The 12667-nt window shown below is 40.5% G+C and carries 11 protein-coding genes and 1 pseudogene; 6 read left to right on the top strand and 6 right to left on the bottom strand.

All coding sequences use genetic code 11. The annotated features are described in order from the left end of the window. From ACR2F7_RS15115 to ACR2F7_RS15100, 4 genes are all read right to left on the bottom strand, one after another. Positions 1-1980, bottom strand: a 1980-nt coding sequence (locus ACR2F7_RS15115) for a S9 family peptidase (protein WP_432714380.1), incomplete at its 3' end; no start/stop codon positions are given. A 178-nt stretch (positions 1981-2158) separates the two neighbouring features. Beyond that, positions 2159-4021: a sugar-binding domain-containing protein gene (locus ACR2F7_RS15110; protein WP_432714379.1), complete on the bottom strand. Its 1863-nt coding sequence runs from the start codon at positions 4019-4021 to the stop codon at positions 2159-2161. Between the two features lie 147 nt (positions 4022-4168). Continuing rightward, complete coding sequence (locus ACR2F7_RS15105) at positions 4169-4798, bottom strand: gluconate 2-dehydrogenase subunit 3 family protein (protein ID WP_432714378.1); 630 nt, start codon at positions 4796-4798, stop codon at positions 4169-4171. A 7-nt stretch (positions 4799-4805) separates the two neighbouring features. After that, positions 4806-6545 carry a GMC oxidoreductase gene (locus ACR2F7_RS15100; protein ID WP_432714377.1) on the bottom strand — a complete coding sequence of 580 codons (1740 nt, stop codon included), beginning with the start codon at positions 6543-6545 and terminating at the stop codon, positions 4806-4808. A gap of 176 nt (positions 6546-6721) precedes the next feature. On the opposite strand from ACR2F7_RS15100, the gene ACR2F7_RS15095 reads away from it, so the two are divergent. Beyond that, complete coding sequence (locus ACR2F7_RS15095) at positions 6722-7567, top strand: class I SAM-dependent methyltransferase (protein WP_432714376.1); 846 nt, start codon at positions 6722-6724, stop codon at positions 7565-7567. Between the two features lie 104 nt (positions 7568-7671). Here the strand turns inward: ACR2F7_RS15095 and ACR2F7_RS15090 are convergent, their stop codons facing one another. Both ACR2F7_RS15090 and ACR2F7_RS15085 read right to left on the bottom strand, forming a co-directional pair. Beyond that, positions 7672-7848: a quinol oxidase subunit 4 gene (locus ACR2F7_RS15090; protein ID WP_432714375.1), complete on the bottom strand. Its 177-nt coding sequence runs from the start codon at positions 7846-7848 to the stop codon at positions 7672-7674. Between the two features lie 37 nt (positions 7849-7885). Next, positions 7886-8572, bottom strand: coding sequence for a type 1 glutamine amidotransferase domain-containing protein (locus ACR2F7_RS15085; protein WP_432714374.1), 687 nt, complete (start codon positions 8570-8572; stop codon positions 7886-7888). Between the two features lie 217 nt (positions 8573-8789). Between ACR2F7_RS15085 and ACR2F7_RS15080 the strand changes: the two genes are divergently transcribed. The 5 genes and pseudogenes from ACR2F7_RS15080 to ACR2F7_RS15060 all read left to right on the top strand — a co-directional run. Further along, on the top strand, positions 8790-9377 hold the full coding sequence (locus ACR2F7_RS15080; protein WP_432714373.1) for a YceI family protein: 588 nt from the start codon (positions 8790-8792) through the stop codon (positions 9375-9377). Between the two features lie 55 nt (positions 9378-9432). Continuing rightward, a complete protein-coding gene (locus ACR2F7_RS15075; protein WP_432714372.1) occupies positions 9433-10005 on the top strand; it encodes an NADPH-dependent FMN reductase in 573 nt (190 codons plus the stop codon). Positions 10006-10064: 59 nt separating this feature from the next. Further along, entirely contained in the window at positions 10065-10916 is an 852-nt protein-coding gene (locus tag ACR2F7_RS15070) for a pirin family protein (protein ID WP_432714371.1), read from the top strand. Positions 10917-11337: 421 nt separating this feature from the next. Further along, positions 11338-12132 (top strand): TonB-dependent receptor plug domain-containing protein, encoded by a 795-nt coding sequence (locus ACR2F7_RS15065; protein WP_432714370.1) that lies wholly within the window; start codon positions 11338-11340, stop codon positions 12130-12132. A 25-nt stretch (positions 12133-12157) separates the two neighbouring features. After that, a pseudogene (locus ACR2F7_RS15060) lies at positions 12158-12667 on the top strand (hypothetical protein); the annotation flags it as partial.

Raw genomic sequence — 12667 nt, 5'->3', positions numbered from 1 at the left:
CATATCGGTTTTCAGCAATAAAACATTGTTATCCGTTTTGGTAGCCCTTAACCTGGCCACCCATTTGGCGGGTTCAAAATATTGTACCTGGCTATCATGCAAACCTGTAGTCACTAACATATTAGGGTAGTTTTGTGCTTTTACATTTTCATAGGGAGAGTAACTTTTCATATAGTCATAAGCCGCTTTTTGTTTAGGATTACCCCATTCGTCGAACTCATTGGTGGTGAGTGGGATACTTTCATCAAGCATGGTGTTGACTACATCTACAAAAGGTACATGCGCTAACACCCCATTCCACAAATCAGGTCTAAGGTTCACTACAGCGCCCATCAATAATCCTCCCGCACTGCCACCTTGTGCATATAAATGACCTTTTCCGGTATACTTTTCTGCAATCAAAAACTCGCCACAGGCAATAAAATCGGTAAAAGTATTGATCTTTTTCATCAGTTTACCATCTTCATACCACTGTCTGCCCATTTCCTGGCCTCCACGGATATGCGCAATAGCATACACAAAACCCCTGTTCAGCAAACTTAATGTAGTGCTTGAAAAGGCTGCATCCATAGTGGCACCATAAGAGCCATAGCCATACAATAAAAGAGGGGCGGTGCCATTTTTCTTAAATGTGTTTTTATACACCAAAGAGATAGGTATTTTTGTGCCATCCTTTGCAGTGGCATAAAGTCTTTCGGTAGTATAGTCTTTCTTGTTGTAACCACCAACAACCTCCTGCTCTTTCTTCAAGGTCTTCGCCTTGGTTTCCATATTATAATCATAGGTAGAAGAGGGGGTAGTTAGGGAAGTATAAATAAAGCGCAAATTTTTACTGTTGTATTCCGGGTTTGCAGCAACAGCAACCCTATAAGCAGGTTCTTCAAAAGATACATAATGTTCCGATCCGTTTTTGTTCCTGATTCTAAGTTCATTTAAACCATTCTTGCGCTCTTTAACCACCACAAAATCTTTGAATTCTTCAATGCCTTCTACCAGCACATCACTGCGGTGGGCAATAACTTCTTTCCAGTTTTCTTTGCCGGTTTTATCAAGTGGACACTCCATTACCCTGAAGTTTTTAGCCTTCCAATTAGTCAGAATCAGAAATTTATCATCAAGGGGAATCATCTCATACAACACTTCTTTCATTCTTGGTTGTACAACTTTAAAAGGCTCATCGGGTGTTGCCGCATCCAACATCCGCATTTCTGAAGAGAGTGTAGCACCTGAATAAATGAAGATGTATTTTCCTGATTTGCTTTTGCTCACACCAATGTAATTGCTGTTGTCTTTTTCATGATAAACCTCTTCATCCAGCTTTGGATCTGTACCCAGTTTATGCTTTTTTATTTTCTCACTTAACAAGGTTACCTCATTCTTTGCGGTGTAAAACAGGGTTTTATTATCCGCTGCCCAGGTTGCATCAGCTTCTGTATTTGGAATGGCATCTTTAAAGATCTCCCCGGTTTCCAGATTTTTGATATGTATCGTATATTGTCTGCGGGAAACTTTGTCAACGCCATAAGCAAGTAGCTTGTTATCAGGACTAACCTTCATGCCGCTGGCAGAAAAGTAAGGCAGGCCTTTTGCCATTTCATCAACATCAAGCAGCACTTCTTCCGGTGCATCCAGGTTTCCTTTTTTTCTGCAATACTTGAAATATTGCTTACCATCTTCAGTTCTTGAGTAATAATAATAACCATTGTGAAATACCGGTACAGATTCATCTTTCTCTTTGATACGGCCCTTTAGCTCTTGAAAAAGGTTTTCCCTGAAAGTTTTAGTCCCACTCATCATGGTATCCAGGTATTTGTTCTCCGCAGTGAGGTATTCTACCACCTTGTTGCTGTCTGGACCGTTTTTAAAAAAATCAATCATCCAGTAATAATTGTCAACCACTGTGTCACCATGTAGTTCCCGGGTATGAGGTTTCATGTCAGCCACAGGTGCTATGGCATTAGGCCATTTATATTTAACCATATCTTTTTCTGAGTTTTTACAGGCTATAATAATGCTGCACAACATTAATATAGTAAAAAAAGGAATTCTTTTCATACCTCTTGGGGATTTTCTATTTAAGAAAGTCCGAATGAAAGATAGCTATAATATCACAACAACAGGTGGACAAATATTTATTTGTGTCATAGTGCTGTATACCTTACATAGTGCCGTTATTCTGTGCATGCACATAATTCTCCTCATTAAACAATCCCTCAGGGACTTTCAGTTCCCCGGTTTGAAAGTCAATCAAACCATTTCGTTCATCTTCAATATTGGTCGCCTGGGTGTAAACATCTCCAGCAAATTGGCGTTTCCTGATCTCTTTTTTGAACAGCTTGATTTGTTTTGTCCGCTCATCGTCGTCTTTTGGGCCACCATAATCAGGAAATCCAAATCCGCCCCATTCACTTACTATTAACGGTATCTGTTTGCGATAAAAAAAAGGATCTCCAACAATCATAGGAAAAGCTGCAACATCATTCATCTGGCCGTAGGCTAACTTATCTAACAATAAGCTCCATCTCTCTATGTCAGGCGTATACAAGTGTGCGGTAAGCAAATCTGTTTTTAGCCTGCCCTGGTAAGAATAATGGTGCCATCCATCATTATCTACAACTAAAAACTGTGGATGTGCAAGTTTCATATAATGATACATTCCCATAATGTATTCCTGCGTCTTTGTATTGGTGGCAATATCCTGGGCCCCCCAATCTTCGTTATATAAGCCCCATATAATAATGGAGGGGTGCGTGTTCATTAGGGCCAGCATTCTAAGCAGCTCTTCCTTATGGTTTTTGCGACTTTTATCTGTTGAACGGTGCGGACTGGGTACTTCGACCCATAATAGCATGCCTATTTTATCGGCGAGATTATAAATGCGTGGATCTACGCCCGCAATATGGATGCGCACCAGGTTACAGCCTAGTTTTTTCATGGCAAGCATATGCCTTTTAATCTCGTCGTAGTTGGCTATGCCAGGCTGGTAAAGAATACCATTGAGGTAAATAGGCTTATTATTCAAGTAAATGGTAGTACCTATAGCTTCTATTTTACGCAGTCCAAAGTTGGCTTCTATTTCTGATGTATAGGCATTTTCATCAATTAATTGTGCAATCAGTCTATATAGATGAGGCGTTTCAGGACTCCAATAAGTGGCGTCTGGAAGTTTCATTACCAATCGCTGTGGTTTCTGGCCTGCTTCCAGTACCAAATCATATTCATCAGTAGCAATAGGATCTGGTGATTCTTGTTTTCTGTTGTAAACTTTTAGCCTGATCTTGTAAAGACCGGGATTATGAATGCGCGTGGTGAAGTTAAACCTAACCAGGTTTTCTTCAATCAGGCTCACTACATCTATTCTGGATCTTAGTCTGTTGCGTTCTATTGTTTCCAGCCAGATACTCCTCACACCACCGGTATAAGTCTGGTACCAAATTCCTCCTCGTTTATAAACAGAGGACTCTTGTTTTCCCCTGGCCGTATCTGCGTCCATTGTACCCGAAATTCTGACTGTCAGTTTATTGTTCTGCTTCAGCATCGTTTCATCCAGTTCATAGGAAAAGGAAGTATTGCTGCCTATATGTACGTCTTGTCCTTCTATCGTTTTCAGGGCTATTCCATTCAACCACACTTGAGTTTTATAGCCACAGGCCCCAAATGTAAGCTGTAATTGAGAATGGGGACATTTATAATCATCGGAAAGTCTTGGTAAAGGAAATTCCCTTTCATACCATACAATCACGGTGTCATGCCAAAGCTTTTCATCAGGGTAGTTTTTCGACATGTGATTTTCCACGCTTCCTGGCCAATGTGCCTCCGCCTTAAAATTATGTGCTATATACCAGTGATCCGTAATTCCAAGGTTTTCAGAGTCATATGAGAATTTCCAATCGCCGTCCAGTAATAAAAACGAATTCGGTCTCATGACGGCTCGTGGAAGTGGATTAATATAACCTTCGTCTATATTTTCTTCTTTAGTTTTGGTCAGATTATAATTTGGATGGTTTATTTCTATACTCATGATCTAAGTCCCTTGATTGTATAATGTATGCTTAAAAAACAAGACAATGATATTTTGGTTTTTTATAATTACATAAAAACATCATTTATATTGCCGGTTATACAGCATATTGTCGTATTTGCATCCGATTGAGTAAACCAATTTTATTTAAGCTGATTGATCAAAACCATACTGCTTTAATATTTCTGGAGGGACCCCAGTCCATTGGTTTGGTGCATTGCCTACATAGCCTAAATCTTTAACCCCCATTTCACTGGTAAAAAATCCAGATGCCGTGAGGTCTCTCATAAGGTTAAAGAAAGAAATACCTTGCTGCATGCCGGGTTTCACCTGAAGAGGGTAGGCAATATCATCCACAATTTCAATTCGTTCTGCGGCTGAGGCATCTTTAAAGCTTTTCTGAAAGCGGTTGAAGCTTTGTATGTCAAGCCATTTCAAACCACCACGCATAGGGGTTTGATTTGAGGGGATATCCTTTACAATGAATTCTATAAAATCCGGCACTTTGGCATCTGAGGCACTGCCCGATTTCCCATCTTTAGGAATAATAATATCTGCCAGGATGGTGATGGTAGCCATCTCGTGGGCATTAAAAAATTTCGCCTCATTTAGCGCTTTATCACGTTCTACCTCAAAACGCTCCCGTCCGGCCTCATGAACAGTTTTTTCTGCTGTAGCAGTTTCATTTTTGTCGGCTCCCGGTTTACAGGCTTCCAATAATACGCCCGTGCTGATGGCTGTTAAGCCAAGGGCCTTAAGTGAATCTCTTCTGTTCATTTCTTGATCAGCTAAGGTTTAATTTTTTCTTTTGTGTCAATATAAATTCTGCCGTACGCATAGATAAGGCAAGGATAGTCCATGTTGCATTTTTATCCCCTTGTTGCACAAATGGAGCGGCATCCACTACAAAAAGATTGTTGCAATCATGTGCCTGACACCATTTGTTCAAAGCAGATTTTTTAGGATCATCGCCCATTCTTACCGTTCCTACTTCATGGATAATTTTCCCGGGTGCCTCCAATCCATAATTATCCTCAGGGCCATGAATCTTTGAAGTAATGAGGCCACCCATGGCATGGAACATCTCCTGAAAAGTTTCCTGCATATGTTTCGCCTGGTTAACTTCTTCTTTAGCCCACTTATAGTGAAATCGCAATACCGGAATTCCATATTTATCAACTACATTAGGGTCTATTTCACAATAATTGGTAGCTCTGGCAATGGCAGTGCCACGACCGGCCATGCCAACGCCAGAACCAAAGAAACGACGGTAATCATCTTTTAAACCCGCACCATAGCCGCCGGCTTCCTTTTTCTTGCCATCTTTACCCGGAACTAAGGCATTGCGGTTTTGTATGCCTCCACCAAAACCATAAGTCGGCATGCCCATACCACCACCATATTCAATATGGTATCCTCTGGGGAAATCAAGGTTTTTATTGTCCAGCCACCAGGGTGAGTAAATATGTACACTGCCTACGCCATCTTCATTGTAACGTTTACGATCTAATAATTGAGGTAAAAAGCCGCTTAAACTGGCACCTGTAGAATCATGGAGGTATTTACCTACAACATTGCTGTTATTGGCCAGCCCATTGGGGTGTGCAACAGACTTAGAGTTAAGTAATAACCGCGCAGATTCACAGGCACTAGCGCCCAAAATCACTACTTTGCCACGCACCTGGTGTTCTTCGAGGGTATTTTTGTCAATATAAGAAACACCAGTGGCCAAGCCTGCTTTGTTGGTTAAAACCTCCCTCACCATGGCATTGGTGATGACCTTGAGGTTTCCTGTTTTTTCTGCCGGAATCACCAAACAGGAAGAAGCAGAAAAGTCGCCATATACTTTACAACTCCTGCCACACTGTCCACAATAAAAGCAGGGTGCTCGGTCTTTATTTCCCGGCAATGCTTCGGTTAAGACCGAACCCCGGCCAGGAATAACTTTTACACCGGTTTGCTGTGCTGCTTTTTTTATAAAGAGCTCATTGAGCCTTGGCTTTGGTGGTGCCATAAAAATACCATCTGGTTCACTTTCAATGCCCTCCACGGTGCCATATATGCCAATTAACCGGTCTATTTTATCATAATAGGGCTTGAGTTCTGTATAAGTAATGGGCCAGTCATCGGTAAGTCCATCTTTAGGTTTAAAATCATCAGGCCCCATTCTTAGAGATATACGGCCCCAGTGATTTGTTCTTCCCCCTAACATTCTGGAACGGAACCAGGCGAATTCAGTTCCTTCCTTTTGTGTATAAGGTTCTCCATCAAGCTCCCATCCACCGTAGGAGGCATCAAAATCTCCAAAAGGTCTTACTGTACTTGCACCACGTCTGGGTGATTCCCATGGCCATTTGAGTTGTTGGGCATCTACTCTGGGATCAAAATAAGCACCTGCCTCTAACATGAGTACTTTCTGCCCTGCATGTGCCAGCACATAGCCTGCCATGCCACCTCCGGCACCCGATCCTACAATAATTGCATCATACTCAACGTCTGATTTTTTGATTTGGAATTCGTTCATGCTTAATCGTTTGATTTTATTTGGTACTGTAATTTAACACAATTTTGCAGTCAGAAAAATAATTTATGCTGATTTATTTTCTAACCTAAATTATTTGTAAATGCAGGGACAGGCGAAAAACAATTTCCCCCTTCAGTTGCTCCTTAGTTACGTATAGTCTTATAAATCATTTAGATATGGAAACTATCAATCAGCACATACTTGACCAGCAAAAGCAAGTATGGAATAAGTTTTCCACTGGTTGGAAACAGTGGGATCATTTTGTACAAAATTTTTTAAAGCCTGTTGGAGAAGTAATTATTGAGCAGTTGGATATCAAAGATTATGACCAAGTTTTAGATGTGGCCACTGGAACGGGTGAACCAGGCATGACCATTGCCAGCCTTGCAAAAAATGGCAAGGTAACCGGTATTGATCTTTCAGAAAATATGTTAGCCGTTGCGAGAGAAAATGCTGCCGCCCTGGGATTGAAAAATTACGAGGTACAGGTCGCTGACGTGCAGGAGCTTCCCTTTGAAAGTGAGCATTTTAACGCAATAAGCTGTCGCATGGGTTTCATGTTCTTTCCTGATATGCAATTAGCGGCTAATGAAATGTTTAGGGTGCTCAAAACAGGCGGTAAAATGTCTACTTCTGTTTTTGGTCCTGCCGACCAGAATCCCTGGATTTCCACCATCATAGGCATCATCGGCAAACATGTGGAAATACCCGTAACTCCGGCAAATTCTCCGGGAATGTTTCGTTGTAGTCCCAAAGGATTAATGACAGAGCTGATGGCTAATGCGGGCTTTAAAGATGTAAGCGAACAGGAGCTGACGGGGAAGTTAAACTTTTCCAGTCCTGATCAATACTGGGAATTTATTTATTCTGTTACACCCCTGGTGGTTATGCTGATGGAAAAAGCTGCTGATGAGGTTAAAAATAAAGTTAGAGAGGAGTTGTTTCAGGTTTTATCACCTCAGCAAGATAGCCAGGGAATTGCCCTTGCTTATGCGGTGAAGGTGATCACTGGTAAAAAATAACCTCATCTATTTAATAGCTAATTACTAAGTAATCTTTAAGTCTACTATAAGTTAACTAAAAAGGGTCCTATCGCATTAAACAATAGGACCCTTTACTAATTAAATTAATGTCTCTTTTTCTGGTGACCAGGAGCATAGTGCTTTGCAGATTTTGCTCCTGTTCTCTTTTTGGCCTGTCCGGGTGGGATTTTACCGCTTCTACCTGCTGTTTGTTGTGTATAACAAGAACTGGCAAGCATGACGATGGCTAATAAAATGATGGTATATGTTTTTTTAATCATAATCACTAACATGGGCTAATATGATGCCAAAGTTAAATCACCTTTCATTTTTGAGTGTTTTTAACAATTCCTCGGCCGCTTCGGCAGAAGAACCTGGGTTTTGCCCGGTAATCAGCAAGCCATCTTTGATGACATAAGAGCCCCAATCGGCACCTTTACTGTAGATGGCACCCAGTCTTTTTAATTCATCTTCCAATAAAAACGGTACCACAGCAGTGAGCTGCACGGCTTCTTCCTCCGAATTTGAAAATCCGGTAACGAGTTTACCTTTAACCAATGGGTCGCCATCAGCTGTTTTAACATGCACTAATGCCGCTGGCGCATGGCATACCAAAGCTACTGGTTTTTGTTGCGCTAAAAAGGTTTGTATCAATTGTATCGAGTCTGCATCGTTGGCTAAATCCCATAAGGGACCATGGCCACCAGGATAAAATACCGCATCGAAATCTGCAGCATTAATGTCGTTTAATTTTACCGTATGCGCCAACTTATCTTTTAAGGCCGTATCCTGATCAAAGCGTTTGGTAGCCTCAGTTTGTGCATCAGGTGCAGCGCTTTTTGGATCTATAGGGGGTTGTCCTCCTTTTGGCGAAGCAAGGGTGATCTCCACGCCTGCATCTGCCATTACATAGTAAGGCGCTGCAAATTCTTCTATCCAAAATCCTGTCTTTTCGCCAGTATTTCCAAGTTCACTATGAGATGTTAAAACGATTAGTGTTTTCATTATCTTTTATTTTTTATGGTAATCAAGTGATCAATCACTTTAACATCGCGTTGTCCATAAAGGTTTTAGTACTCTTGTCTTGAAAAACATTTGCCGTTATAAGTCACCACGTTGCCATGCGATTCATGAAAATTAACATTAACCATAGCTATATCAGAATCAAATGGTACCTTGATGATCATATAGCCTATTTATTAATTTTATAATTTAACCTATAATGAAAAAGTCTTTAGTTTTCCTAATTGCAGCCTTAACAGGCAGTACGCTTTTCAGTCAATCTGTAGCAGCACAAAATGTGTGGACTTCAGATCCTAACCATTCTAAATTGGCATTCAGCATTACTCACCTGGGTATCTCTGATGTTGATGGGTCATTTGATAAATTTGTGGCTACAGCAACAAGCAGTAAAGCAGATTTTAGCGATGCTGTTTTTGATTTATCTGTAGAGGTAGCCTCAATCAATACCCATGTGGAAATGCGCGATAAACACCTAAGAAGTGCTGATTTCTTTGATGTGGAAACCTATCCTACAATGACTTACAAAAGTTCTACAATAAAAAAAGTTGCTGATAATAAATACCAGCTAACGGGCAACCTTACGCTGCATGGGGTAACTAAGCAAGTAACGATGGATCTTTGGTACAGGGGCACAATCGAAAACGACAAAACTAAAGCTAAGACCTCAGGTTTCCAGTTAACAGGCACTATTAAACGCTCTGATTTTGGTATTGGCCCTAAATTCGCCGCGCCAATGTTAAGTGATGAAGTGAAAATCAAAGCAGATGGAGAATTTAAACAGAAATAAGAACAAATAGTCTTTTTTTAAGTTAATATAAATAGTCATCAATTTATAGAAGTACATGTACAAGCTTAAAATAATATCCTCTTCAGTTCGTCCTGGTCGGAAAGGTCCTTTGATTGCAAACTGGATTGCCAATCAGGCAATGAAAAATGGCAATTTTGAAGTGGAGGTCCTTGATCTTGGTGAAATCAACTTGCCCATGATGAATGAGGCCCAACATCCTGTGTTAAAAAAATATGAGCACGAACATACCAAACAATGGAGTGCCAGGATTGAAGAAGCGGATACCTTTATTTTTGTGACTGCAGAATATGATTTCAACTACCCTGCGCCTTTAAGAAATGCTTTAGAATATCTCTATCAGGAATGGGGATATAAAGCTGCGGCAATAGTAAGTTACGGTGGTGTTTCTGGAGGTACAAGAGCGGCAAATAGTTTAAAGTCAGACTTGTCAACTTTTAAAATGGTTCCAATCTATGAGTCGGTGAACATTCCTTTTTTTCAAAAGCAGATCAATGATCAAAATGAATTTCAAGCTAGTGAGATTTCCATTAAAGCAGCCACGGGAATGTTTAAAGAAGTGATCAGGTGGACGAAAGGATTGAAGTCCATAAGGGAAGATCAATCCTGATTTGTCCAACTGTATTTTAAGGTGTAAACATCAATGTGAGATAGATTAATTAAAAAATTATGAGAATTATCAAACGTACCCACAAGGCGGAAAGTGCTCCTATAGCAGATTTAATAACTTTTAGAGCCTTACCGACAAAATCGATAGAGTACATCGATCCGTTTTTATTTCTTAACCACCATGGTCACCAGGTTTATCCGGAGAATAACCGCGGTTTACCTTTTGGGCCACATCCCCACAGGGGCTTTGAAACTGTTACCTTTATTCTGGAAGGCGACCTTGCCCATAAAGACAATAATGGTGCTGAAAGTATCATTAATGAGGGTGGCGTTCAATGGATGACTGCCGGAAAGGGCTTGATCCATGCGGAAGTTTCTTCTGAAATCTTTAAAAAGCAGGGCGGCAATCTTGAAATATTGCAGCTTTGGGTAAACCTGCCTTCGCAATATAAAATGGTTGAACCTGCATATATAGGTTTGCAGAAAGAAGATATCCCTAGTTTTACCATTGAAGAAGGGGTAACTTTAGCCTTAATTTCGGGTACCTGGAATGGAATGAAAGGTGCTTTTTCTCCACGTACGGATATTACCCTGGGCATAATTACCCTCCAAAAGAATGGTGTTTATAAAACAGCCATCGCTCCGGAAAGAAATATTTTCTTCTATGTGGTAAAGGGTGCCGTTAAAGTCAATGAACAAGAGGCAAAAATGCATGATCTTGTAGAATTCTTACCTGAAGGAAAGCTGGTGCAAATTGAGGCCACAGAAGATAGTATAGTTTTGATAGGCCATGCTACACCTTTTAAAGAACCTATTCTTTCACATGGCCCTTTCGTGATGAATACGATGGAAGAAATTCATCAGGCCTACGACGATTATAACAATGGCTTATTCGGTATCTGGACGGTCTGATGCTCATAGCTGATTTTACAAATCCGGTTTTCTCCTGAATGCCGGATTTTTTTTACCTTTTTTAAAAAAGTCTAGTAAATTAGTAGATTAATATTATATTTGTCTCAACAAACCGAACCACACCATTTAGAAAGGCAAACAAATGAAAAATTCTACTCCTAGTTCACACCTGTTAACCAAAGTATATACCTACATATACAGTCTTTATTATTGTTGCTAAAAAGTTAATACTCCACAATAATTTTCTTTCTTTTTAATCTATTGCTAAAAAAGCTCATGACCAAATACTGCCTATAAAAAAGCCGGCAGGAGAGTCCTGTCGGCTAATAATAAATGAAATCAGCCAGTAACGCCAATCACCACTGATTTTCATTTCCGCTTTTATTAATGAATTGAATCATCAACAAAAACATTCAAAATTATGAAAAATTACACCCGAAGTAGTATTTCGGTGAATTCTTTATTTGCTATTGCATTCCTGTTCCTGTTATTTTCTTTCAACTCACTGAAATTGAGGGCACAGACAGAGCCACCTCCCTTAATTAATTCTACTTTACAGGGAACGATTAGGGATGCAAAAACCAAAGAAGCCCTGGTAGGTGTTACCGTTCAACTGAAAGGTACTACACATGTGGCCAGAACAGACGACAAGGGTCGTTTTAACTTTGTAACCGGACAGAAATTTCCATACATACTGATCATCACTTATACCGGTTATACCAAAACTGAAATTACGGCTACTGGCAGTCCGATTGAAATACCGTTGCACGAAGATGTCAAAGCCTTAAATGAAATTGTTGTTGTAGGTTATGGCACACAGGTGAGGAAAAACCTGATTGGTTCTGTATCAAAAATCAATCCCGCAGAAACTAAAAATATTCCTGAAGCCAGCTTTGATGCGCAGTTACAAGGAAAAGCCAGTGGTGTACAAATCAGCAGTAATACAGGAGTACCGGGCTCAGATGTTTTCATCAGGGTGAGGGGTACAACTTCCATTAACGCTAGTAATGACCCCTTATATGTGATAGATGGTGTATTCGTTAACAACTCAAGTTTACAGAATATTGCGCAAGACCGTGGCACATCGTCATTGGCAGATATCAATCCGGCAGACATAGAAAGTATTGAAATTTTAAAAGATGCCAGTGCGGTTGCTATCTACGGATCACGTGGAGCCAATGGAGTAGTCATTGTCACCACCAGGCGCGGTAATTAGGGTCAGCGGTCAAAGATTGACTTTAATGCTTACCAGCGCTTACCTTCACTGGGACAATTACAAACATGATTCTTATAAAGTTCCCTCCCGGGCAGGTTTAACCGGTGCAAGGGGCTTTTATGACGTCACTTCCTTTAAAGTAAACGAGGAAGAAATCCCTTATTCACCCGTAGATTCAGTACGGTGGCAGGATGTCACCTTCGAGAAATGGTCTACACTATCCTTTAGCGTTTTTAATACCTTTAAAGTACATGGAGAGGCGGGCAGAGGTAAACAGGTGAAAGATGTAGACCGCACTTATGAATCCGCAGGAACGGGTGGCGGCAGGCGACATTATTATTATGAAGCCGACACCGTGAAGCATACGTTAACCTTGCAAAATAAAAATAAAGTATACCAACAAGAGAAATTCGTGTTAAATTATGCCAGGCCTTCAGCATCCAGGATCATTTTGTGGGGTAAAGATCAAAACGGAGCTGCTCTACATCTTGTATTAGATAAAAAAGATAAGAAATATCCTTTGTACGAAGGGAAG

The sequence above is a fragment of the Pedobacter sp. genome (assembly GCF_045628745.1).
Classification (GTDB): Bacteria; Bacteroidota; Bacteroidia; order Sphingobacteriales; family Sphingobacteriaceae; genus Pedobacter.
This window is presented reverse-complemented; position numbering and strand designations above follow the sequence as displayed.